The sequence below is a fragment of the Anoxynatronum sibiricum genome (assembly GCF_039414295.1).
Taxonomy (GTDB): Bacteria; Bacillota; Clostridia; order Peptostreptococcales; family Tindalliaceae; genus Anoxynatronum; species Anoxynatronum sibiricum.
The window spans coordinates 114,091-136,228 of sequence record NZ_JBCITM010000006.1; the positions used below are offsets into that span (position 1 = coordinate 114,091).

General features: G+C 47.6%; 26 protein-coding genes and 2 pseudogenes. 3 read left to right on the top strand and 25 right to left on the bottom strand.

Annotated elements, in window-relative coordinates; genetic code table 11:
- Window positions 1–51 precede the first annotated feature (51 nt).
- The 5 genes and pseudogenes from AAIG11_RS07665 to AAIG11_RS07685 form a co-directional block, all read right to left on the bottom strand.
- Window positions 52–2,139: an HD domain-containing phosphohydrolase gene (locus tag AAIG11_RS07665; protein ID WP_343185654.1), complete on the bottom strand. Its 2,088-nt coding sequence runs from the start codon at window positions 2,137–2,139 to the stop codon at window positions 52–54.
- Window positions 2,140–2,231: 92 nt separating this feature from the next.
- Window positions 2,232–2,428, bottom strand: a pseudogene (locus tag AAIG11_RS07670) (YwbE family protein).
- Window positions 2,429–2,526: 98 nt separating this feature from the next.
- Window positions 2,527–4,326, bottom strand: a complete 1,800-nt coding sequence (locus tag AAIG11_RS07675; protein WP_343185655.1) for a glycosyl hydrolase family 18 protein — start codon at window positions 4,324–4,326, stop codon at window positions 2,527–2,529.
- Window positions 4,327–4,629: 303 nt separating this feature from the next.
- Complete coding sequence (locus AAIG11_RS07680) at window positions 4,630–4,827, bottom strand: YwbE family protein (RefSeq protein ID WP_425499415.1); 198 nt, start codon at window positions 4,825–4,827, stop codon at window positions 4,630–4,632.
- A gap of 263 nt (window positions 4,828–5,090) precedes the next feature.
- On the bottom strand, window positions 5,091–5,615 hold the full coding sequence (locus AAIG11_RS07685; RefSeq protein ID WP_343185657.1) for a DUF3795 domain-containing protein: 525 nt from the start codon (window positions 5,613–5,615) through the stop codon (window positions 5,091–5,093).
- A 118-nt stretch (window positions 5,616–5,733) separates the two neighbouring features.
- Between AAIG11_RS07685 and AAIG11_RS07690 the strand changes: the two genes are divergently transcribed.
- The 3 genes from AAIG11_RS07690 to AAIG11_RS07700 all read left to right on the top strand — a co-directional run bounded on the left by AAIG11_RS07690 (window position 5,734) and on the right by AAIG11_RS07700 (window position 7,164).
- Window positions 5,734–5,877 (top strand): hypothetical protein, encoded by a 144-nt coding sequence (locus AAIG11_RS07690; RefSeq protein ID WP_343185658.1) that lies wholly within the window; start codon window positions 5,734–5,736, stop codon window positions 5,875–5,877.
- Window positions 5,878–5,906: 29 nt separating this feature from the next.
- Window positions 5,907–6,323, top strand: a complete 417-nt coding sequence (locus AAIG11_RS07695; protein WP_343185659.1) for an amidohydrolase family protein — start codon at window positions 5,907–5,909, stop codon at window positions 6,321–6,323.
- Window positions 6,324–6,387: 64 nt separating this feature from the next.
- The gene (locus AAIG11_RS07700) at window positions 6,388–7,164 is read left to right on the top strand and encodes a serine hydrolase (protein WP_343185660.1); all 777 of its coding nucleotides are present in this window, start codon (window positions 6,388–6,390) and stop codon (window positions 7,162–7,164) included.
- On the opposite strand, the gene nudC is transcribed toward AAIG11_RS07700, so the two are convergent.
- From nudC to AAIG11_RS07795, 20 genes and pseudogenes are all read right to left on the bottom strand, one after another.
- The gene (gene nudC, locus AAIG11_RS07705) at window positions 7,161–8,000 is read right to left on the bottom strand and encodes an NAD(+) diphosphatase (RefSeq protein WP_343185661.1); all 840 of its coding nucleotides are present in this window, start codon (window positions 7,998–8,000) and stop codon (window positions 7,161–7,163) included. The two genes, AAIG11_RS07700 and nudC, sit on opposite strands and share 4 nt — an antisense overlap.
- A gap of 42 nt (window positions 8,001–8,042) precedes the next feature.
- Window positions 8,043–8,804: a class I SAM-dependent methyltransferase gene (locus tag AAIG11_RS07710; RefSeq protein ID WP_343185662.1), complete on the bottom strand. Its 762-nt coding sequence runs from the start codon at window positions 8,802–8,804 to the stop codon at window positions 8,043–8,045.
- A gap of 33 nt (window positions 8,805–8,837) precedes the next feature.
- Window positions 8,838–9,026 (bottom strand): hypothetical protein, encoded by a 189-nt coding sequence (locus tag AAIG11_RS07715; protein ID WP_343185663.1) that lies wholly within the window; start codon window positions 9,024–9,026, stop codon window positions 8,838–8,840.
- Between the two features lie 68 nt (window positions 9,027–9,094).
- On the bottom strand, window positions 9,095–9,367 hold the full coding sequence (locus AAIG11_RS07720) for an exonuclease domain-containing protein (RefSeq protein WP_343185664.1): 273 nt from the start codon (window positions 9,365–9,367) through the stop codon (window positions 9,095–9,097).
- A 255-nt stretch (window positions 9,368–9,622) separates the two neighbouring features.
- A complete protein-coding gene (gene queF, locus AAIG11_RS07725; RefSeq protein WP_343185665.1) occupies window positions 9,623–10,117 on the bottom strand; it encodes a preQ(1) synthase in 495 nt (164 codons plus the stop codon).
- A gap of 33 nt (window positions 10,118–10,150) precedes the next feature.
- Window positions 10,151–10,648 carry a QueT transporter family protein gene (locus tag AAIG11_RS07730; RefSeq protein WP_343185666.1) on the bottom strand — a complete coding sequence of 166 codons (498 nt, stop codon included), beginning with the start codon at window positions 10,646–10,648 and terminating at the stop codon, window positions 10,151–10,153.
- A gap of 257 nt (window positions 10,649–10,905) precedes the next feature.
- Entirely contained in the window at window positions 10,906–11,106 is a 201-nt protein-coding gene (locus AAIG11_RS07735; protein WP_343185667.1) for a hypothetical protein, read from the bottom strand.
- Between the two features lie 171 nt (window positions 11,107–11,277).
- Entirely contained in the window at window positions 11,278–12,312 is a 1,035-nt protein-coding gene (locus tag AAIG11_RS07740; RefSeq protein ID WP_343185668.1) for a PTS sugar transporter subunit IIC, read from the bottom strand.
- A 20-nt stretch (window positions 12,313–12,332) separates the two neighbouring features.
- A pseudogene (locus tag AAIG11_RS18170) lies at window positions 12,333–12,608 on the bottom strand (serpin family protein); the annotation flags it as partial.
- A 33-nt stretch (window positions 12,609–12,641) separates the two neighbouring features.
- The gene (locus AAIG11_RS07745; protein ID WP_343185669.1) at window positions 12,642–13,517 is read right to left on the bottom strand and encodes an AraC family transcriptional regulator; all 876 of its coding nucleotides are present in this window, start codon (window positions 13,515–13,517) and stop codon (window positions 12,642–12,644) included.
- Window positions 13,518–13,529: 12 nt separating this feature from the next.
- A complete protein-coding gene (locus AAIG11_RS07750; protein ID WP_343185670.1) occupies window positions 13,530–13,994 on the bottom strand; it encodes a TrmO family methyltransferase domain-containing protein in 465 nt (154 codons plus the stop codon).
- Between the two features lie 150 nt (window positions 13,995–14,144).
- Window positions 14,145–14,459, bottom strand: coding sequence for a DUF3795 domain-containing protein (locus AAIG11_RS07755; protein ID WP_343185671.1), 315 nt, complete (start codon window positions 14,457–14,459; stop codon window positions 14,145–14,147).
- A gap of 93 nt (window positions 14,460–14,552) precedes the next feature.
- Window positions 14,553–15,389 (bottom strand): DODA-type extradiol aromatic ring-opening family dioxygenase, encoded by an 837-nt coding sequence (locus tag AAIG11_RS07760; RefSeq protein WP_343185672.1) that lies wholly within the window; start codon window positions 15,387–15,389, stop codon window positions 14,553–14,555.
- A 174-nt stretch (window positions 15,390–15,563) separates the two neighbouring features.
- Complete coding sequence (locus AAIG11_RS07765; protein ID WP_343185673.1) at window positions 15,564–16,625, bottom strand: FAD-binding protein; 1,062 nt, start codon at window positions 16,623–16,625, stop codon at window positions 15,564–15,566.
- 54 nt (window positions 16,626–16,679) lie between these two features.
- On the bottom strand, window positions 16,680–16,895 hold the full coding sequence (locus tag AAIG11_RS07770; RefSeq protein WP_283410007.1) for a helix-turn-helix domain-containing protein: 216 nt from the start codon (window positions 16,893–16,895) through the stop codon (window positions 16,680–16,682).
- 10 nt (window positions 16,896–16,905) lie between these two features.
- Window positions 16,906–17,385 carry a DUF2975 domain-containing protein gene (locus AAIG11_RS07775; protein WP_343185674.1) on the bottom strand — a complete coding sequence of 160 codons (480 nt, stop codon included), beginning with the start codon at window positions 17,383–17,385 and terminating at the stop codon, window positions 16,906–16,908.
- A 221-nt stretch (window positions 17,386–17,606) separates the two neighbouring features.
- Entirely contained in the window at window positions 17,607–18,485 is an 879-nt protein-coding gene (locus AAIG11_RS07780) for a pirin family protein (RefSeq protein ID WP_343185675.1), read from the bottom strand.
- Between the two features lie 343 nt (window positions 18,486–18,828).
- On the bottom strand, window positions 18,829–19,761 hold the full coding sequence (locus tag AAIG11_RS07785; RefSeq protein WP_343185676.1) for a cation efflux transmembrane domain-containing protein: 933 nt from the start codon (window positions 19,759–19,761) through the stop codon (window positions 18,829–18,831).
- 392 nt (window positions 19,762–20,153) lie between these two features.
- On the bottom strand, window positions 20,154–21,356 hold the full coding sequence (locus AAIG11_RS07790) for an S-layer homology domain-containing protein (RefSeq protein ID WP_343185677.1): 1,203 nt from the start codon (window positions 21,354–21,356) through the stop codon (window positions 20,154–20,156).
- On the bottom strand, window positions 21,347–22,117 hold the full coding sequence (locus tag AAIG11_RS07795; protein ID WP_343185678.1) for a formylglycine-generating enzyme family protein: 771 nt from the start codon (window positions 22,115–22,117) through the stop codon (window positions 21,347–21,349). The genes AAIG11_RS07790 and AAIG11_RS07795 overlap by 10 nt, the downstream gene beginning before the upstream one ends.
- Between the last annotated feature and the right edge of the window lie 21 nt (window positions 22,118–22,138).

Sequence of the window (22,138 nt, forward strand, 5' to 3'; positions counted from 1 at the left end):
TGCAAGCAATGCCCGCCATAGCGTCTGTTTTTATTTCTTCCACATTCAGCTTCATGGCTCCTGTTTCATTTGCTGGATAAAAAGATCCACAAGATTGGGATCGAACTGGGTGCCGGCGCACAATTTCAACTCTTCCAATGCTTCTTCTTTGGTTTTGATTTTTTTGTAGGGTCTTTCGTTGGTCATCACGTCATAGGCATCAACAATGGCAATAATACGAGCTAACAGAGGAATTTTTTCCCCTTTTAATTGATGCGGATATCCCTTACCATCCCACCGCTCATGATGAGAGAGTATCCCTTCCGCGATCTGTGCCAGCTTAGGTGATGTATTGGCAATTCGAAACCCCAAATCCGGGTGTCGCTTAATCCGTTCCCATTCTTCTTCTGTTAAGGGACCTGGTTTTTGAAGAATTTCTTCTGGTATAGCTACCTTCCCCAAATCATGTAAATCAGCCAAAGAGACCAAAGCATTCAAGTCTCTTTCTCCCAAACCAAACGCTTTCCCCAGGTTTACTGCCATTGTTTCCAAACGGTGGCAATGCTCAGATGTTTCAGAAGTGGTTTCCCGAAGCATGGTCTTCAGAGAGCCTAAAATGCTGGCATTGGCACTCTCACTCTCATACATTTTGTTTTCATACATGTTGTCTTCCGCTTTTTTAAACACCGACTGAACACTTTGGCTCGCCACTTTTTTCGTGGCAAACCCCAGAGCCAAAGAGGGCTTAATCGGCTCATCCTTTGCCTGGCGACAAGCAGTTTTGATGTTTGCACCTATTTTTTCAGCCGTCTCTTCAGTAGCATCTGGCATCACAACAACAAATTCATCTCCCCCTATGCGTGCCACCAGATCTTCAGGGCGGACACTGGCTTTCAGAATACCTGCCACCCGTACCAGCAGGCGGTCTCCTTCTTCATGCCCCAGTGTATCATTGGTGATTTTAAGTCCATTTAAATCGGCCAGCAAAATGGAGAAAGGCAACTTTCCTTCCTGTTCAAAACCGTCGAGCACTTCGCTGTAATAGGCACGATTATAGAGTCCTGTCAGAGAATCATGATAAGATTTGAATTTAATTTCTTCCTCTGAACGTGTGCGAATTTTAATTTCTTCACGAAGTCTGATCTCTGTCTTCTCCAACTGCTGGTTTTGAACCATGAGCTGGACTCGGGATTCTTCCAGAGCCTGGGTTTTTTCTTTCACCACCTTTGTCAGAGTACGGTTCCAAATGGTGATTAAAATGATGGCACCACTTAAGAGAATCAGTATCGCCACAGCACTCATCCAAAAATAGGGATTCTCAAGCACACTCGTGCGATCAAAAGGAACCCACTTCATTCGAATCGTCTGTTTTTCACCATCACTGATTTGAGCCAGTCCTTTATTGAGAATATCATTCAGCATTGGCCAGTCGTTTCGGGTGGCAATGGATAAATGAGACTCGTAGGGAGTCTCTGTGTTCACCACCAGATTGGTGATTTTGTCATGGTCAATGCTGGCAGCTGCACTCATCACTTCAATAATCATGACATCCGCTTCTCCGAAAGACACTTTTCGAAGACCGTCACTGGCAGTGCCAACCGTCTGATATTCAAGTCTGGGGTAATTATCGTCGAGGTATTCAACGATGGAATAACCCTCCACCACCAACACGCTCATGCTGGAGTTGGCCAGTTTTTCAAAACTGAGTTTTTCCGAGTAGTTTTCCCGCGTCACAATTACATTGGGATTAAAGATATAAGGCACTGTAAACTCAAAATATTCACTACGAGCGGGGGTTTTCGTTGCTGCCGTAATCCCTGCAATCTCGCGATTCATGGCCTTTTCCATTAAATCAGTCCACTGGTCGAACTCCACCATTTCAAAGGCGAACTCCAGCTTTTCTTCCAGCAGTTTAAAGTAATCGGCAGAAATACCCACATACTCTCCATTGATGAGAAACTCCACAGGTGGATAGTCTGTTGTGTACCCGATTTTAATTTGACCGGCATGTTCATCCAGCCATTGTCGTTCTTCCTCTGTCAGGAAAATTGCCGCCTCCTGGGACTGTTGGCAGCCACTGAGAAATATATGTAAAAGAATCACAAACAGTAAAGCCCATAACCAGTTTCGCCCATGGAATAAACGCTGTTTTCTTTTCATTTTACCCCCCAACATCTCTCCTCTACATTTAAAGAGAGAGACGATTCCCGATCAACCTGTCGACGACAGATACGATTGACAATATCCACTGGTCATTTCTTGATCTCTTTTACCCTGCAAACGATTCGACTCTCAAGCATCACTTTGATCCCGCGAGGGTGAACAGATGTGTTCGCCAGTATTTTTTGACAACTCCTTCTGTTGCATTTCCGCTGCGTTGGTCTTGTTTTTGAACAACACATACAGACATGCCCAGTTCTATCTCATTTCGCTTTGTCACTACCGCCATTTTTCATAATCCTTTCAAAAATCGTCTTATCAACGCTTCAGTTCCTCGATATGCCTCGCTGCAGAAACTTCGATGGCTTATTTGCTGCTTTCATTAACCTACTGAAACACCACATCCCGCAGGGCCGGCCACACATCATCGGTGGCAAAAGTCCGCTGCCAGCAGGCAATACCTGCAAGGTTCAGCTCATGCATCAGGCCTGCTCGAAGAGAAAGGGTTTCGACATTTTCAATCCAGATTTTCACCAGATCTTCCCCGTCAATAAAAGCAGCATAATAGAGCTGTGACTCTTCGTCCCAGATGGGAGACAGCTCATTATTGGCAATAAAATTGGCCTGGGCCTGCATTCCAATGGCCGAAGATCGGTTGGTCATTCGATTGGCCCGTTCGGTGGAGGGCCGCTCCCGCCACACCCGGGTGTACAGGGGCAGCCCCATAACCAGTTTCTGGGAGTCCACCACTTGGGTCAGTGCTGTCATGCCTCGTTCCACCCAGGGATAGGATGCCACGGGTCCGCTGATGGGGCTGGATGCCCAGTGTTCGTCATAGGTCATGATCACCAGGTAATCAACAATTCGGCCCAGATATTCGTGGTCGTAGCATTTTGACCAGTTGTCACTGCCGCCCATGATGGTGACGTCCATGGACAGGATCAGCCCGTGCTGTTTCATGGACCAGGCCAGCTCATTGATAAAATGGGTGAGCCGGTCACGGTCCGCCATATAGACATTTTCAAAGTCAACGTTAATTCCCTCATACCCATGGGTCAGGGCTTCCTGAATCATCCGGTCAATGAACCGCTCCCGGGCGTCTGCCTTTTGCAAAAATGCGTGGGTGCGGTCAATGTTAAACTCGTTTGAAACCAGCGCCCAGATCTGAAAGCCATTTTCACGTGCCCAGCGAATGTAGGCTTCCGACACCTTTGACGAGATGTTACCTGCATCGTCTGTCAGTTCGTACCAGGTGGGGGATACCACGTTAACCCCGGGCATGTCAGGCAAGGTATCCACATTGGGATTTCGGCCATACACCGCCTCCCATACCAACATCACCGGCTCGTCCAGGGGCGGTTGCCATTCAGGGAGTGTGGCCGCCTGAATGGTCTGCATGGATGCCAGCCGGCTCTCCGTCTCCCGAATCACGCCAATGGTTCCCTGTTCTGTCACCACGGTGATCTGCTCCTCTCCGGACACATAGACCACCGCCACCCCCCCTGCTGACTCCTCCAGAATCCGGGTGGGTTCACGAACAGCCCGCCACTGAATGTACGTCTCCAGCGACAGGATTCTATCCCGGTAAGCATCCATTTGTCCGGCATCTTCAAAAATCAGCTGGCCGGATTCCAGCTCCAATTGCTGGTAGGGCAGATAATCATTGGAAAAGATCACATGGCCGCTGGTGGTTCCCATCTGTAGCCGAATGCCCAGAGTGTCACCCATGTCCAGATCAACCAGGTCTTCGTAGGGGAGAAAAGTGTCTTCCTGCAGATGAACAGGTATCACTTGGCGGCTTACCGGCGCACCATCAACGGTGACTTCCCCGGTATCGGAGATGGTGATAAAATGATTTGGGCCCACCAGATTCGTCTGCCCCATGGCGGCATCATAATGGTGAGTGTACAGGGAATCCCGCAGCCAGAAGGCGTTAAAATGGGTTTTGCCGGTTTCTCTGTTGATTTGCAGCACTTCTTCGGTATAGGGCTCAACATGCACACCCGCCTCCTTCAGGTACACCACTTGGGGAGCTATCTCATGGGTTTCATAGGATCCCATCAACGGCAGTTGCTGTACCCATCTGCGAATCCGCAGGTTCAGTTCGATATTAATGCTCAGTACTGCCGTGACCACCAGTGCCAGGGCCAGTAAAATTGTCAAAATGACTCGCAATGTCTTTTTCATGGTTGATTCCTTCCTTACTCCTATTATGTTAAAAACACCTTAATTCCACAACAACCTTTCCACTATATCAACCTTTGCTGATCCGGCTGTCATGGCGATTCCCTTCCCAAACCATCCTTTTTTCCCAACGCTTTCTTCTACTGGCCTCCCCTTCCTGCTTTTGTACTTAATAACGAAAAGAGAGATAAAAGGTTTCCTTTTGGGGTTCCATTACCTCCGACCCCGGAGTACCCCGGAGTAACAGCGCGACCCCGGAATAACGATTATCCCGGAGTAACGGTTATCGTCTTTTATTGCCTCCATCTATTTCTTGATCTCTTTTACCCTGCCTACGATTCCGCTCTCAAACATCACCTTGATCCCATGCGGATGAGAAGCTGCATTCGTTAAGATTTTTTTGACAACCCCTTCTGTTACATTGCCGCTGCGCTGGTCTTGTTTTTGAACAACCCCCACAGTCATTCCAGGCGCTATCTCATTCCGTTTTGTCCCTGCTGTCATTTTCATGTTCCTTTCACCTGTTTCTTTCAATTGAACTTCTTCACATATATAGCCCTTACATGGCTCTTTTACATGGCCCTTTGTATTCACTTAACCACTACGGCCACTACGGTGTTTCTCAATGTGCAGTATCATCATTCGATCTCATTTGCTCCCGCCTGATAATTGTATCATATTGTTTCACTGGGATCTTATTCCTGGTGCATAAAAAAGCACCGAACCCAATGTTCTGTACTCCAGTGATAATCTGTGTGCTGTTTGCTTCATTTGTTTTCCTCGTTCCACCGGTATTTTCTGTTGCTGTGCAGGGTATCCATCTGGCATTCCAGGCACAGGCCATTGTGACAGCAAACAACCCCGCCGCATTCTCTGCACTGCCACTTTTCAGCTTCTTTTGCCAAAAATGCCTCCATGCCGTGCTGGCGAATGAACTCCAGGTTTTCCACCATGCTCATATGGTATTTTTTCCGATAGCGGCTATCCAGCGCCTTCAGTCTCTTGCACGGGAAATCATTGCATTCAAAGCAGAACCGGTCTTTTCCTTTCTCCAGCCGTTCACAGTGATGACCCATGTGAGTGCAGTGTTCCCCCCGCGGGATACAACCAGGGCAGTATTTTCGGTGAAATCCCTGCTTGTTGATATCATGCTGCATAAAAAGATAGTGGACACACAGGCCACAGTTCATACCGCAGGGAGCAACGAGGCTTTCTTCCATCCTTCTCACCTTCTTCTCATCATGCAACTGGCCCTCAGGCCAGTTGTGTGGAATGGCATCGCCATTTTTCATTCGCTCATTCGTTCATCTACTTACCCTGAAATCTAAGGGTGTAACAGAGGAAGAATATGATAGAATCGATGGTGTCTGTAGCTCTGAACAGAAATTGCACAGGAAAGGGATGATCTGCTTGCGAACTGTCATTAACCAGGGAACACTGATTGATCCGGGTAATGGGATTCATCAACCCTGTCACCTGGCGATTGAAAAGGGAAAAGTCGCGGCTATTGCGGGGTTGGCGCCGATGATCCGGCTCAGTATCTGGATGCGGTAAATCAACAGGGACTTCCGGTTAACCTGGGATTGCTGGCACCCCATGAAACCCTTCGAACTCAGGCAGGGGCTACCGATCGGTACAGCGCTGCCAGTGACGGCCTGCTGAATCATGGCCAGGGACACCCCAGGGCAGCAGGCACTTTTCCAAGAATGCTGGGCCGATTTGTCCGGGAACGCCGCCTGTTGAGCCTGAATCAGGCCATCGCCAAAATGACGGTGCAGCCAGCCCGAATGGCGGGCATTCCAAAAGGAACCCTGGAGCCAGGTGCCGATGCAGACATCACCATTTTTGATCCTCAAACCATTATTGACCGGGCCACCTTTCGGGACCCGCTGGTTGCACCACTGGGCATTGAGCAGGTTCTTATCAATGGAGAACCGGTATTGGTAAGGGAAAAGCTGCTGTACAGCAATAGAGGAAAAGCCCTTCGGCCGGAAAGGTAGAATTATATAGGTAGCGCTTTAGCCGGAAAAGCAAAAAATTGAAGTGAAAATCAGGAGGCATTCCATGAACCAAATCATTCATCCCCTCACTAAAAACCTGGCGGGAACCATCGGCTGGTACTACCGGCACCTGGGGACCGGCGAAACCCATGAACACCAGGCCCGTCAACCCTATCTGGCTGCCAGTGTCATCAAGCTTTCCATCCTGCTGGCAGTTTTTCAGGCAATGGAAGAAGGCCGGTGCCACCGTGATGACCGGCTGGTGCTGCAAGAAGCGGATAAACTCCCCAGCTGCGGTGCCCTGACTGATCTGCACCCGGGGCTGGAAATCACCCTGCAGGATTGTTACCGGCTGATGATCACCCTCAGTGACAACACCGCCACCAATCTGTTGATTCAACGGGTGGGAATGGATTGGGTCAATGAAGTGATTCAGTCTGCAGGATTATCCCATACCCAGCTCAACCGGCTTCTTTTTGACAGTGAAGCCCAGCAGCAGGGGCGGGAAAATACCTTTAGCCCTGCGGATGCAGGCAAGCTGCTGGAGATGATTCACCGACGAACCTTTGTTTCTGAAGCCTGGAGCCTGGAAGCAGAAGCCATTCTGAAACGGCAACAGTTGAAAAACAAGCTGCGCGCTCTGATTCCCCGGCAAATTCCCATTGGTCATAAGACCGGAGAAGACACAGACATCACCCATGATGTGGGCATCATCTACACCCGCCAGCCTTTCATTCTCTGTCTGGCCGCCAACGGAACAGATGTCATTCAGACCGAAGAAGTCTTTCGGCAGGTTGCCCTGCGCTGCTACCAGTACACCGAGCTAAGCTGTACTTGTTAAGGCATTCGGCGCGTTCTAAAGGCTTCCATCATTTCACCGGTTAAGCTTATTTTCGATTCATCAGGGGGGACATTGTCGCGGTCCATCCAAACACCCATGGACAATTCGTCCTCGTCGATGATGATTTTGTCGTCTCCGTCAAGTTCTGCAAAGAAGCCAGCCAAAATGGTATCTGTAAAAGGCCAGGGCTGGCTTTTATAAAACTGAATGTTTTTAACCTTCAGCCCCACTTCTTCCATCACTTCCCGTTGAACTGTCTCTTCCAGCGACTCTCCAATTTCAACAAATCCGGCAATCAGCGCAAAATTCTTGTACGACCGACCTGCGTATTTGGTGAGCAGTAACCGGTCACCCTCATAGACCGCCACAATGACGCAGGGAGAAATGACGGGATAGGTTTGAAAACCACAGGATTCGCAAGATAACATTCGTTCAGTTTCAGACGTTTTCGTTTGATGGCCGCAGCGGCTGCAAAAGTGATGGTTCTGGTACCACCGATTTAGCTGCCATCCTACTGCACCGGCAAATGAGCGCCAATATTTGAGTTCTGTGCGAAATCTTCCTGTTGTCACGTACGTCCAACCTTTTACAGAATCCAAGTCTTGCTGCTTTACTAAAAAATAGTTGATATCGTCAATGTTGAACAAAAACTGTGCCTCATCCTTTAAATGAGGGTGCGAATCCTGAAAATCGGCAAAAGCCGGGTACCACAGTTTTTCTTTTTCTTCTTTTACCAGTACCGTTTCCCCTTTATAGGACAACAATAAATCCCCGGGTTCAGCTTTTTTATTGGTAAATTTGTTGTTAAAAATGCGTGGTTTGATGTCCTGTATCATGAAATACCTCTTTCTCTCGTTGGTGATGACGGGGTCCAGTCGCTACATGTCTTTCAAAATCATAGTCACTCCGGATATCTCATTTTCCAGCTGGTTGACTTCAGCCTGCTGGCTTTGCAGGTAGCTGTCAAACAACCAGGCCGATTCTGGGTATTGATGCTTTAATTCTGCCGCTCTTTTGGCAATATGCCCCTGCTGCTCGTCGTTAATGCCTTTGAGTTCATCTTCGTCAACAATTAGATCTTCCAGCAAACCAACACCGGTTTTTTCGAAAATATCCAGCCATTCTGCTCTGGTAAGATAGTCAATGGATGCGCCCTTTTGACCATAGGCATCATCGATGATCAGGTATCCTTTCGGTTTGATGGTGTTTTTAAGCTTTATGATGGTTTCCTCAGGGGAGCCTAACACATCGCCAACCGCTCCAAGAATCACAACATCGTAGCCCTTTTCTGTCAAGACAGCCTCCGTGATATCACCCACAGCAAATTCACATAAGCTTTCTACGCCATGTTGCCTGGATTTTTGACTGGCATCGGCAATAAAATCCGGCATGAGATCAATGCCCTTCACACTGCATCCCATCTCCCTGGCTATATATACACTCACGGCACCTTTGCCGCAGGCCAGGTCCAGCACCTTGATATCCCGTGTGACCTTCATGTGCTTTGACATCAAATGAACGATATCCCTTGGTGATGATCCCAGATCCCACAGATCCTGCAATAAATAGGGCAGGTATGGTATCAGTTCTGTGGTTTCTGCTGTCAACGACTTTGCCAGTTTTTCTTCAATCGTAGCCATCGATCAAACCCACTTTCTTTTTCAAGTTATCTACTATGCGCTGGTCATGAAGTTCAAAAATGCCAGCTTTTCCTTTTCGTTTTTAAACATTCCGTACCAGTCCATGATTTCTGCTGAAAACCCAATGAACCCATGACCTACGCTGGTATTCAACATGTGCATGGCAAAGGTGATTTCATAATCCGTCATGTTATCAAAAATAAAGAATAAGATTTCTTTCATATTCATTCTCCTTATCCACTCTCCCTGAACCTCAACCCGCGCTCGTGCCATTGGACACGGATGCACATTTACTGTTGAAATTTGAACTCGATAATGTTGGTTTCCAATATATCCCGAATCTCATGCCACACCTCTTTAAAGGTGGGCGCATTGCACACCATTTGCGGCGTAATGCCATGGATCTGAATGTTAAAGGGATGAAGGTCCAGTGGCTCCGGTTTGATAAGCCAGCTTTTTCTTGAATACTCGCCATTGTCATAAAGAATCATGCCCAGAGAGCAAGCGCTGTTTCTTCTTGCGTTGGCTGTTTCAAAGTCAATGGCGACGAATTTGATTGACACAAGGCTTCACCTCAATTTCGATTGTCTTCACAGCTGGGATCACAGCTTCATAAGACCCTCTTCCAATGCTGTTACCAGCGTCTCCCACGATAGCCACATTTATAGAATATCACATCCGTGACCGTTCCGACTCCATTCACCTCCAAAAATCTCTTGAAACAGGAAACGAAACCAACATTTCTATCATCAGCAATGGTCCTCCCCACTGCTGACATGAAAAAAGCCCGCCGGTAACCGGCAGGCCTCCTATATTTTCTATCGATTATCGATTGATTCCGGATACAGATCGTGCTGCTGCAGCCTTTGCCACGCCACTTCATGCCATCGGGTGCCTTCTTTGCCGTAATTGCAGTAAGGATCAATGGAAATACCGCCCCTTGGCGTAAACTTGCCCCACACTTCAATGTATTTGGGATCCATCAGTTTGATCAGATCTTTCATGATCGTATTCACACAGTCTTCATGAAAACCGCCATGGTTTCGAAAGCTGAACAGATAAAGCTTCAGGGATTTACTCTCCACCATCCGCACATCAGGCACATAAGCAATGTAGATGGCGGCAAAATCCGGTTGCCCTGTGATGGGGCAGAGGCTTGTAAACTCAGGGCAGTTAAACTTGACGAAATAATCATTTTCCTGATGCCTGTTTTCAAATGTTTCCAATATTTCCGGCTTGTATTGATCTCCATAGACTGTCTGCTGATTGCCTAAAAGCGACAGCCCATCAATATGGTCAGGTGCTTTCAACATGATTTCCCTATACCTCCCCTACTTTCACTTCTGTTATCTGTCTGATAGCGGCCCTTCAAGATATTTCACCATCAGAACTCCCACCATGCCGGGTATCACCTGTCCAACACCGATGCTCACCGCAAGAATTCCATAAGGAACATTGATCAGCGGCGAAAGCCACAGGGGCACCATCAGCGTCGGAATCGCCATAATGGGCAGCGCCACCAGTAAAAGATGCACTTTTCTGGCATACCTGCATCCGGCCGCTGTGAAAATGCCAACCATGAACCCACCGATCATATCCATCGGCCCAAGTCCGCCCAGAATAGTATTGCTGAGAAAATTTGCTGCTCCCAGGGGAATGATTAAAACTGGATTGATGGCCGCCAGCGCGTACAGACTGGTGGCGATCCGCACCTGATACTGGCCAAAGGCGAAACTTTGGGTGAAAAACATGATGACGACATACAGCGCAATAACGATGGCGGAAAAGGTTAAGCTGCGTGTATCAGCGAACGCATTGCTTTTTTTGACTGCTTGAACTTTCATTTTTTGCTCCTTCCCTCATCACAAAGGAGAAAGTGCGATAATCCTGTTTTTAAGGCAAAAAAAACAGCACCCAAAAAGGCACCTTTCAAAAACTGCTCTGCTACAAGCAACATCTGGCCCTAGTTTTGTTTATAGACAGGATGGTTTCGAACTGTCTTCCATATGACAAGCTATATTTTCTACCTATGCTACCATATTTTCCACTCCATGACCAGCTTTCTGTTCCCGATCTTTAACAGTTTCTCCTGTCCTCATTTCTACAACCAGTGAAATTGCCGGCCAAAGCCGGAGTCATATTTACGTTTGAAGAAGGCCTCCAAGCTCTCCCGGGTGCTGCCGTCACCTTTCTGATGGGTTTCTTTCTGAAACAGGCTCATTTCCTGGTGTTCTTCCAGAGAAAGGCGTTGGTACTGGTTCTGAAATCGAATGAAAGTGACTTCCAGAAGCGTGTAGAGCATCATATTGCGGCAGTGGGTGCCTGATCAGCTGCCTGAAACAGCTGGTGCCGCATTTCATCGCTGACATCCTTTTTCAAAGATTCGCATCGATTTTCGCTCATGCAGTTGCTCCATGACGGTTTTCATGGTCTTTACCTTTCCCGCTTTCTTGTTTGTTTTTTCATTGGCCTACTAGTTCAACTTTAGGTCACCAGCTTTGATCCATCCCTTTCGTCTCATGATTTCTGCCAGAATCAGCGAGAGAACGGCCGGCAGTATGAAATGAAGGAGCCCCATTTTCATCAGCACATCGGCAGAGAATCCCATGGCACTGATGGTTCCAAATTGTCCCACCAGTCCGCTGGTTCCCATTCCGGCACCTGTGGGCACGTTTTCCATACGCAGTAAAGTGGCCGCCAGCGGGCCAAGTATGGCACTTGCCACCGTAGGCGGTATCCAAATAAGTGGATTTCGCACAATGTTGGGAATTTGGAGCATCGAAGTGCCCAGCCCCTGAGAGAGCAAACCGCCCCAGCCGTTCTCCCGGTAGCTGATGACAGCAAACCCAATCATCTGGCAGCAACATCCCACTGTAGCTGCACCGGCAGCAGTACCGCCAAGACCCAGCATGATACACAGTGCCGCGCTGGAGATGGGCAGTGTAAGCGCCATGCCTACAATAACAGCCATCAAGGCTCCCATGGGAATGGGATGCATTTCGGTCACCACCATAATAACAGTCCCCAACCAGGCCATAAAGCCACCAATGAAAGGCCCTGCCACCATTCCCATTACCACACCGGCTGCAATGGTGATCATGGGAGTCGCAATGATGTCCACTTTTGTTTCTCCAGCAACCAATTTCCCGCATTCTGCTCCCACCACCACAGCCACGAAACAGCCCGCAGGACCACCGGCTTCATAGCCCGCCATGCCAGTGATCGTGGAAGCAAACAGTACCAGCGGTGGTGCCTTTAAACCGTAGGCAACAGCCACACCAATGGCTGGGCCTGCCATGGCCATAGCCCGCTGGCCCAACTGCTGTAGTATGGGAAGCTGAAGTTGTTCACCCGCCACATTAAGAATCAAGCCAATAATCAAGGAGGAAAACAGCCCCAATGCCATAGCTCCAAGTGCCTCAATGCCATATCGTTTCATCGAAAATTCGATATTTTTTCTTTTTAAGAATCCCAGCTTTGATTTGTTCGATGAAGCCATCGCCGTCATGTTTTCCCTCCAGTAATCAATCAGTTTGTATTTTTTGATTTTTGATGATTCGACCCTGATTTCAACCGATGTGACAGCGGCTGCTTCTGTACATTCGTGATCTCCCCTTCAGGACCATTAAAAAGATCATTGCTGGTGAAATCTGTGTTAAAAGGTTCGGTCCAGTTACCCTGAAAATAAACCACATTGATGAGAAATAGGATTGTGTGGGGATCAATCGGGTATTCAACAATGTCTTTAATCAACCCGTCAGTTCTGTCATTTACCCAGTTGTTGATCACATCCACTGATGCTTGATGATCAAGTCTGACCGACCGGGTAACGGGGCTTTATATGTTTGATATGTTTTGGGCGGGAATATAGATCTCGCTGATGGAGTTCTCATTATATGGCCCCAAATTCTCTTTGCCACAGTATTCGAAGTTAAAGTGTCCCGGCAGTTTCCTATCTGTTGCCGGCAGCCATTCTTCATAGATATACCGATAGGTATGCCCCACCTGATTGGCGAGCCCTTTATGCCTGAACTTATAATAAGTTTGGGCGGGAATGATTTTAGCCGTTAGTTGAATGGGGATTCGATCAATTTCACTGACCGCCACCGCCACGTAAAAAAAGAGGCTGTCTGTGTCCTGATCCGGGAACCAAAACTGCATCTGATAAAACTCCAGAGGTTTCTTCAGACTGGGAATGGCCGTCAGATTTTCGGTTAACATTGACCACTGTTCCGACAGATCATTTTTCAGTGACAGATCATAATAAAAGGGAATGCCCACCAGCTTGATGTCCTCCAAAAATACGATTTCCGGTTCTTTGTCCAGAACGTGTTCATTCTTTTTCAGCGTTCTCTCGGTGATGGGCTGCAGCAGCAGTCGTCTGTCAGCGATGCCTTCCCTGCGCATATCCGACGGGTTTTGGCGCATCATTTTGAAAAAAGCCCGGGTATACGCCTCAGCGCTTCCAAAGCCATAATCAAGGGCGATGTCAATAATGCGTTTATCTGTCGCCATCAGCTCTCTGGCTGACTCTGTGATTTTTCTGGCCAGAATGTATGATTTCGGCGAGTGCCCCGTGATGGATTTGAACAGTCTGGAATAGTAATAGAAAGAAAACCCCAGATCTTTGGAGATATCTAAAACAGATATTTTTGATCTGAGGTTCGTCTCAATGATTTGAATGGATTGTAAAATCAGCTCTCTGTTGTTCATTCCCGACACCTCTTAAAAGTTAAAGAACACACTCCAGTCAAAGTCAGCTGAATCTTCGATGCACACCGGCAGCCCTGCACACCACTCTGGCAGCGTTGCCTCCCGCGCCACATCGGAGCAGGGGTAATAGGGCTTAATATCCAGTACCGGCGTCTCTTCTTCTGCGTCAATATACCAGGTTTCGATGATGCCGTGCTCGTAATCAATGTGCTTCACATCAATCACGCTGATGCAAATTGGATTGGGCCTGATAGGTGATCGGGTGGCAAATACCCCCATGTGCTCCGGGCCTGGCAGATAGGGCTTCTCCAACACCTTCGTCTCCCGCAACCCCGGCTGATCCACCTGATTGGCCCACCAGGTCACCAGCAGGTGACTGAAACCATCCATGGCCGTCAGGGCTTCTTTGTAGTCATCTTCAATGACAATGGCAAACCCCTTGTCGCTTTTCACTTTACCAATTAGCTTTAGTTCCATCATAACTGCCCCCTTATTTTTATTAGGTACAGTTATATGATAAATCAATATCAATAAAAGTTCTTGATTCAATTTGTCCGAAATCACTCGTCAGTTGATCTTATTTGTTCAGTGCCACTGAATTTTCGGCCACCGAAAATACTCATCATTTCATTCACTTGTGTTTCGAAAGAAGCCCAGCGGAATAAATGTATCCTTGCCTGCTGTCCAGTTTCTAAGATTCGCCAGTCGCTCGCCATGATCTTCATGACCTGGTGTATTATAAGCTTCGATCAACTTCTCGCATGGGACTTCACTGCAAAGTCCGCAATGGTGCACTCCTTTTTCGATGGCACAAACAGCTACTTGACAGGTGCCCCAAAACGGCTTTCCTGCATTTGCCTGACACCCTTGGCAGCCTGTCCTTTCAATCCATTCGCAATCGCCGCAATAAGTGCCACATTTTCCCATCATATGTTGATCCACTCTGATGATCCTCCATTTCCACCGATTATCTTTTCATTTCAGTTACTTCTAATCACCTGCATCATCCCTGATCTGCTGACCGGCACCCTGGCTTCAAACAACATGGCTATTCCCGCCATCTCTCCATAAAAAGGCGATGGCTCTTTTTCCGAGAATATAGTCGTCAAATACCTTCTCGCCCGGGTTTCCCGACAGTCCCACACATACCAGCAGCGGCAAAAGATGTTCTTCTCTGGGATGGCAGTATCTTGCACCGGGAATCCTTTCCCAGTTGATGAACTGCTCCCAGATTTTTGCCTCATTTATTTCATCGCAACAACCGGCAATGAGATGATCCTGAAACGCATTGTTCTTTGGATCTTCCCTATTCTTTCCCTCAAAATCAAACCGGCTCATGTTGTGAAAGGAAAACCCGGAACCGATGATCAGGATATTTTCTTCCAATAAAGGTCTTAAAGCCTTCCCCATGGCCAGGTGTGTCTGCGAACTGAGGCTGTGGTGCAGCGAAATCTGGACCACAGGAATATCCGCCAGTGGGTACATCATCTTCAACGGAATATACGAACCGTGATCATAGGGTCTTTGATCATCGAGACGACATTCAATGCCGTTCCTGCCAAAGAGTTCGGCGATCTTTTCTGCCAGCCGGGGGTTTCCTTTAGAGAGATATTGAATGGTGTAAGCCGCTTCGGGAAAACCGTAGTAATCGTACATCAGCTCAGGCTCCCCACCACTTTGAATGGTCACTGTGTTCTCCTCCCAGTGGGCGCTGAACACAATGATGGCATCCGGTCGGCGGATTTTGGAAGAGAGGTTTTTCATAAAATGAATCATTTTTTCATGGGATGGGTCGTTCAGGATTGGCAACGGCCCGCCTCCGTGGGAAAAATAAATGACCTGACCAGTTTGGGCAATCTGCTCTTTGCTCATAAGACCCTCCTTCTTCTTCGAATCATCGAGTCACTTATACCCGGGAAGGATCGAATCCATTCATCACGCCCCACCCAGTTCACGAATTTTAAATGGCAACCGCACTGGCTGCCCTGTCATTTGATTGACTCAGGAAAAAGGTTTTCATCCTGGCTTGTTTGGTTCACCATCTGTTCACCGGATACTCTGAATACCCGATTGCATCACCCATTTTCTAAGACCAGAGTGATACATGAAAGGGGCTTTTGCATTTTTGGCGATGACATTAAGCCTGATCTTTGTCAGCCGTTTTTCATATCTGCCCAGAAATCCATCAATGCCTTCATTCAGGCTCTGGGCGAGGAACAGGGAGCTTTTCAGGGCATAGCTGATCCCTTCCGCTGAACTGGGGCTGATGGCACCGGCGGCTTCTCCCACAAGGGCAATCCCATCTCTTCCGGCCCAAAGCTGGTTCGCATGCTTTGGCCGATAGATAAAGGCACCTTCTTTTTTGACTCTGTGATGAAAAAGAAATCCATGATGCGCCAGTTTTTCCTTTAATTTGTGATATTTCTCCCAGGTCTTATCATTGGCTTTAAGCGCCGACCCCAGCACAAGGTACTGATTCTTGGGAATAATCCAGGAATAGAAGTCACTGATTTCCTCGTCGAAAATGGCCGTGTAATATGCCTGGGGCACCTGGTTTTCATACCATTCCTGAATAGCAATATAAATATCCGGAACAGCCCGGCCCATGCTGATGGACTTTCGAATCCCTGAACAGGCACCATCCGCACCGATGAGCACTCTGGTTTTGAGAGAATCTCTTCTCCCCTTTTGCGTAAAATGAACTGTAACACCGTCTTTCATCGGCTCATACCCTTTATACACAGCGTTGAAGCGTTTGTCCACCCCTAAAGACAACAGTGATACCATCCACCTGTCGAACTTTTCCCTGTCCATATTATAATAAAATCGTTGATACAGCTTTTCGATGCCATTGGTCACATCGATGGTTCTCACCGCAAAAAGCTGAGGATCTACCAATACCTCTGTTGGTACTCCCAAACCCAGTTTGGCAATCATTTTTTGAGCATCAGGTGCCAGAAGACCGCCACAACATTTGTTTCTGGATGAAACGGGGTGATTCGACTCCAGATCTCTTCTATCCATCACCACCACTTTGTATGCTTCTCCCAATAGCCGGGCCAGGTTTGCTCCTGCCGGACCGGCACCAATAATCGCAATGTCGTACATGCCTCCACCTCGTCTGTTGTTAATCGTTGCTGTGATTCATTTTTGTGACCGTGATCAGTCCCCACTGTCTTCCCGGTATTCCAAAATATCCCCAGGCTGACATTCCAGCACTTTGCATATTTCTTCCAGGGTGGAGAATCGTATGGCCTTGGCCTTGCCGTTTTTTAAAATGGAAATATTGGCCATGGTGATGCCGACTCTTTCCGACAACTCCGTGACACTCATTTTTCTTCTGGCCAGCATCACATCAAGATTAATGATAATTGCCATTAACATCACCTCAAATCGTCAATTCATTGTCGCTTTTTATTTCGATGGCATTTTGCAGCAGCTTTTGCAGAACGGCGGCAAACACGGCGACCACCATGGGTGCAAATGCAAAGAGCATCCCGATGAGAATCACACCCGGGGCGTCTTCCACCTCTCCCACCGTATAAAAAAGAGGCATCATTGCTATGTATAGAATGCTGATGGTTGCCGCCGCATATGTGATCTTCTTCAGGGCTTTCACCCCCAAATCTGAGAAAGCATCATTCCGATCTATCAGGTTCAACAGCGTAAAGGCCTGAAACAGTGCCATGAAAAATGGAATGGCTGACAGGTACATCCCCGCGACGATTCCATACAAGACTGCTGCCATATGTGAACTGCTTGCCGCTGCTTCTCTGGCGATCATGGGCAGCACTATCACACACACGGCCAGAATGGGAAGGCCAATGAAAATAACAGCTGTTTTTAGAAAACGTGTTTCCCTTTTCATCATCATCACCTCGTCATCATGTTATGCTTCATCCTATCATATTGTTTATCGTTTTACAATAAACATATGTTGATTAACGTTTTATTTTTGTTGTTTTGAAGATTTTTTTCCATCCGGTTTCCCACAAAAAGAAGCCCCTGCTCAATCCGTTCCATGTGGATTGCCAGAGGCCTACACGATGCGCGCTTATTAAACCTGGATCGAAAGCTTAAACAAAAAAACTAAAAATCTTCAGTTCCAAACTTTCCGTCACGATAATCCTGGAACGCCTGGTCCAGTTCTTCCTTGGTATTCATCACAAAGGGTCCCCCTGCAACGGCAGGTTCATTTAAGGGTTCCCCACTGAAGACAATGAGTTTGACGCCCTCTTCGCCCGCCTTCAGGGCGATTTCACCTGCCTTGTTTTCAAAAAGAATGAAATCTTTATGGGTGCAGGCCGTACCATTGATTTGAGCATGGCCTTCCGTCAGTAGAAGACCCGTATTGTACTTGCCCGGCTCTTCAAAGGTGACACTGTTGCCCCCCTGCACATCCAGCAAATAGATGTTCATGGGGGAATAGGTCATGGCTGGGCCTTTCACACCCTTAAATTCGCCTGCCACAACAGTGACTTTGCCGGCTCCATTGGGGAGTTCCAGTTTCCCCAGTTTGCTGCTGGGGAGATCCTGGTACCGCCCCGGTACCCATTTATCTTTTTTCGGCAAATTCACCCAGAGCTGGATCATGTGAAAGACCCCGCCCCGATTTAAAAACTCTTTTTCATGGTACTCCTTGTGCATAATGGCACCCCCGGCGGTCATCCACTGCACATCACCAGGATAAATGATGCCGTGATTCCCGGCGTTGTCGTGGTGCTCTACCGCTCCTTCAAAGGCAAAAGTGACGGTTTCGATACCCCGGTGAGGGTGGGGCCCAATGCCCCTGGAGGTGGTGGAGGGTGAAAACTCCCTGGGAACATTGTAATCCATCAGGGCAAAGGGAGAAAATCGTTCCAGCAGATTTTTCCCGCCGGGGAAATAATTTCTGACCCGAAAACCATTTCCCACCCAGTGTTCTTTCTCGATGACAAATTTCTCTTCAATCGGTCGCACCATCGACATGTGCTCACTCCTTCACAATATTTCATTCATTTTTCAACCCTTTAATCAACTAAGCCAATTTAATCATCTTGGCCAACGGAGTTCTGTCTGGCGTCTCCAAACACTCTCCATTTCCCTTCATACCCCTTTATTTGATTTCTCACCTCTTATGGCTTCTTAAACCAATAATGACTTCAAAAACCGACAGTTTTTCATCTCCAAAGTGGCCCCTGCCCATTGTCGATCAACTTTCCCGCTGCTTCTTTGTAGTCCTTCAATAAGGCATTGATATCATCAGTCGTCCATTTTTGCCATAAACCGCATCTCCTATTCGACAGAAACCTACCTTTTTCCCGACAGATACTCACCCTTGTGATAAATCTGATATTGGATTACTTTCGGGAATAATGTCCAGCAACAAATGGGCATGATCTTTCATCAGTATGTGGGAGATCTTGGTTTTTGCCGCCACAATATCCGCTTTGATGTAATACGCTTCATCAGTTGAAATGTAAATGAGAACAACATACTGGCTGCCATTTTTGCTGATAAAAATGCCTTCAATGTTAAACGCCTCAGGCATATTGCCGGTGATGGCGGCCTCAAATATGGCTCGCTTCTTCTCATCCTGCAATGTTCCTCCCGCCAGTTCAATGACGGACTCCTTGATAATGGTTAATGGCTCTTTGATTAACATTGCCGCCAGTATTAGAACAAAAAATGAATCTGCTAAATAGGGGATAAATCCGCCGCCGCCTGCGCCACTGGATAAGAAAAAGACACCCACCCCAATGCCCAGAGACAGGGTTCCGTCGACAAACGTCGCCTTTTGTTCCGTTTTTAAAAGGATACTGGTGTTGCCCATGGAACGGTTTTGTTGATAATAAAAGAAAGACACACCATAGCAGATGACCGCACATGCCAGCGCATAATAGAGAATGGGATCAGGGATGAGCATTGGAATATTATCCGATAAGCCGGTGAAATACATCACGATGCGAACAACAGCGGTAACAACAGACATCACCAGTACTCCAAAGATCATCAGCCCTTTGATAAAACCGTAAAGAGACTCATAGAAAAATTTCCCGAGGGGAAATGTTTTGCTTTTAGTGGCCCGAACAGCGACAATTTTCATAGCTACCAATACGCCCAGGAACATAATAAAACTATAATTTCCATCCAGCAAGATTGCTTCCGAATTTGAATAGTAATAGGTTGCCCAGGCCATCACTGCCATCACGATATTCGCTGCTGCCCCCACTAACAACGCACGGTTTTCTTTGTTCTGTTCCACGAATCATCTCTCCTCTTCATCTTGTTCCACACATTTGCGGCGCTTACTATCACACCACACTTCATGGCTTCTGCCCGGAAGAAATGCCCAGCCACCAAGTATCCTCTGCCGCTTCTCTTTAAATGTGCCACATGGCCCTCCTCTTTTCTACTGACAAATGTCACGAATGCTCCTGACAGTGATTATTTAATGAGGGAAAACCACAAACCCTCATCTTACAGAAGCCATTGTAAGGAGTTACACCGCCTTACAATGGCTTCTCAGTGATAGCGAACCCGTTTTATGTACTCAATCGGCTTACGCAGCCAATCAAAGGTTGGACATACTCCCGGCTTGAAAAATCGTTTGTTGGGAACAACCGCTTCAATCCGCCGTTCCCGGCTCTTTAACAATTACTGCACTTCACGCCATTCCGACAAGAGAGACAAGGTTCCCCCGGGCAAGCCCGGTCGTACGCCATAAACAGCATCTGCTTCATATGTCTTCCCATTTTCAGTTTTTTGGGTGATTCCCATTGCAATATAGATCCCCTCGTGGGATACGAAAATCGTATCAGGATGCAAGATTGCTCGATAACCTTCAAAATGATGGGCATACTCTATCGTAATCCAATGGATCGTGAACTCTTTTTCACTTTCAGGCACTTCGTCAAAATCTTTGAACCAGGCACCACGGTAAAAATTCCTGTTGTCACGAAGCTCCCGCAGGCGGGTCACATCTTCCTGCGTCAGTGTGGTTGTGGCCTGGCTGACAGGGTTAAACCGCGACCAGTCAATCGTATCCACCGTGGTATTGGCAAATTTCAGACCACCGTCAGGGATACCGGTTGGACCCTCTGCCCGTGGGTAAAACTCACCACGAAAGGTGACCCCGCCATTGGCTTTCACCTGGTTGTCCACTTTCATCAGGAACATGACCGCTTGCTGGCGTTGCAGGTTCTGATCAACACCGTAGGTGTGATAGTAACGGCCGCCGCCCATGCCGGAAGAAAACTCGTTGTCGTACATGAACTCTACAGCTTGAGCCTCTGACAGGTTAAACCCGAAGAGGGCTGAGGTGATTTTTGCAATTTCCATCCGCTTCAAGGGAAGATTTCGGGCGGTGACATGTTGATGCCCACGAATCGGCAGTTGATAGTGTGCCATATGGGTGTAAATATTTTCTGCCCAGTGATGACTGCTGCCGGGTGAATCAAGTTTCTTGCCGGGTTCCAAATACTTGAACAGCATGGCTGTCCATTCGGATTCCAGTACATCGGCATGGGGTTTAAAGGTACCATCAGGATAGCCCCCGACAATGCTCCTGTCCACCGCCCAGGAGACAGCCTCCGTTGACCAGGCATCTGTCAGATCCGGGAAATTGGTTGTCTCAGCAAAAGCCAGCTGAGTCAGCATGAACATGCATATTGTCACCATACATGCATATTTCGTTGCTCTCTTTCGATCATTCTTTTTCGCTGCCGCCTGCCTTTTGCTTAGATTTTCCGACTTTCCCTGTGCTGCTTTTCTCATCATGTAGTTCCCCCCGTCATCGATCTCGCCAACCTTTTTCCCGGCTCCCTTTTTTCCTATACCTGTGGTCTGACTCATTCCCATGACCTGGCTAAACGAAAACCAAGGTCATCAATTTTAAAGGTGGGATGTCCCCGCCTGCGGGAAGTGGCACCACATCCTCTAGCCTCTTCTGCCCAGCTTCCACCACGAAAAACCCGGTACTCCCCATAGGTCTTTTCGTCGTATAAATCCCAGCACCATTCCCACACATTTCCCAGCATGTCGTACAAGCCCCATTCATTAGGCTGCTTTTTCCCTGCTTCATGAACCTGCTCTTCAGCGTTATCTTTATACCAGGCAATGTCTGTGATCTCGCCATATCGATACCCTTCTGACGTGGCTTTGCAGGCATATTGCCACTCAGCATCTGTCGGCAGCCTGTATCCATTTGCCTGTGGTTCAAATCCCACATGGCCACTGTGCTTATCAATGGCATAACACTCTTGCAGTCCGCATGCCTTTGACAGCCGATTACAGAAGGAAACAGCTTCATACCAGGATACCTTCATCACTGGCATATTGTTGGCCTTTGCACCAACTTCCAGCATCTTTTTTGCTGTCTCTCCCGTCCTGGAAAGGATTTCTTGATACAAACCTTCTGTCACCGGATATTTAGCCATCAGGAAAGCCTTGATCTCAACCCTCTTTTCAATTTCTGTCAGTTTTCCCTTTTGGCCTGGCATGCTCATTTTGGAATTTGAACTTATCCATTTCTGTTCATCCCGATAGTCCCTCACTGTTTCCACACCGCCAGGAATCGGCAGCATCAGATGGTTTAGATATTCTGTTAATCGACTTTTCATTGGTTCACTCCTAAGAAAGAC

Coding starts and splice junctions, on each gene's coding strand:
- AAIG11_RS07665 (WP_343185654.1), bottom strand. CDS start 2,139: ATGAAAAGAAAACAGCGTTTATTCCATGGGCGAAACTGGTTATGGGCT.
- AAIG11_RS07675 (WP_343185655.1), bottom strand. CDS start 4,326: ATGAAAAAGACATTGCGAGTCATTTTGACAATTTTACTGGCCCTGGCA.
- AAIG11_RS07680 (WP_425499415.1), bottom strand. CDS start 4,827: ATGACAGCAGGGACAAAACGGAATGAGATAGCGCCTGGAATGACTGTG.
- AAIG11_RS07685 (WP_343185657.1), bottom strand. CDS start 5,615: ATGAAAAATGGCGATGCCATTCCACACAACTGGCCTGAGGGCCAGTTG.
- AAIG11_RS07700 (WP_343185660.1), top strand. CDS start 6,388: ATGAACCAAATCATTCATCCCCTCACTAAAAACCTGGCGGGAACCATC.
- nudC (WP_343185661.1), bottom strand. CDS start 8,000: ATGATACAGGACATCAAACCACGCATTTTTAACAACAAATTTACCAAT.
- AAIG11_RS07710 (WP_343185662.1), bottom strand. CDS start 8,804: ATGGCTACGATTGAAGAAAAACTGGCAAAGTCGTTGACAGCAGAAACC.
- AAIG11_RS07715 (WP_343185663.1), bottom strand. CDS start 9,026: ATGAAAGAAATCTTATTCTTTATTTTTGATAACATGACGGATTATGAA.
- queF (WP_343185665.1), bottom strand. CDS start 10,117: ATGTTGAAAGCACCTGACCATATTGATGGGCTGTCGCTTTTAGGCAAT.
- AAIG11_RS07730 (WP_343185666.1), bottom strand. CDS start 10,648: ATGAAAGTTCAAGCAGTCAAAAAAAGCAATGCGTTCGCTGATACACGC.
- AAIG11_RS07735 (WP_343185667.1), bottom strand. CDS start 11,106: ATGCTCTACACGCTTCTGGAAGTCACTTTCATTCGATTTCAGAACCAG.
- AAIG11_RS07740 (WP_343185668.1), bottom strand. CDS start 12,312: ATGACGGCGATGGCTTCATCGAACAAATCAAAGCTGGGATTCTTAAAA.
- AAIG11_RS07745 (WP_343185669.1), bottom strand. CDS start 13,517: ATGAACAACAGAGAGCTGATTTTACAATCCATTCAAATCATTGAGACG.
- AAIG11_RS07750 (WP_343185670.1), bottom strand. CDS start 13,994: ATGGAACTAAAGCTAATTGGTAAAGTGAAAAGCGACAAGGGGTTTGCC.
- AAIG11_RS07760 (WP_343185672.1), bottom strand. CDS start 15,389: ATGAGCAAAGAGCAGATTGCCCAAACTGGTCAGGTCATTTATTTTTCC.
- AAIG11_RS07765 (WP_343185673.1), bottom strand. CDS start 16,625: ATGTACGACATTGCGATTATTGGTGCCGGTCCGGCAGGAGCAAACCTG.
- AAIG11_RS07770 (WP_283410007.1), bottom strand. CDS start 16,895: ATGGCAATTATCATTAATCTTGATGTGATGCTGGCCAGAAGAAAAATG.
- AAIG11_RS07775 (WP_343185674.1), bottom strand. CDS start 17,385: ATGAAAAGGGAAACACGTTTTCTAAAAACAGCTGTTATTTTCATTGGC.
- AAIG11_RS07780 (WP_343185675.1), bottom strand. CDS start 18,485: ATGTCGATGGTGCGACCGATTGAAGAGAAATTTGTCATCGAGAAAGAA.
- AAIG11_RS07790 (WP_343185677.1), bottom strand. CDS start 21,356: ATGGGAATGAGTCAGACCACAGGTATAGGAAAAAAGGGAGCCGGGAAA.
- AAIG11_RS07795 (WP_343185678.1), bottom strand. CDS start 22,117: ATGAAAAGTCGATTAACAGAATATCTAAACCATCTGATGCTGCCGATT.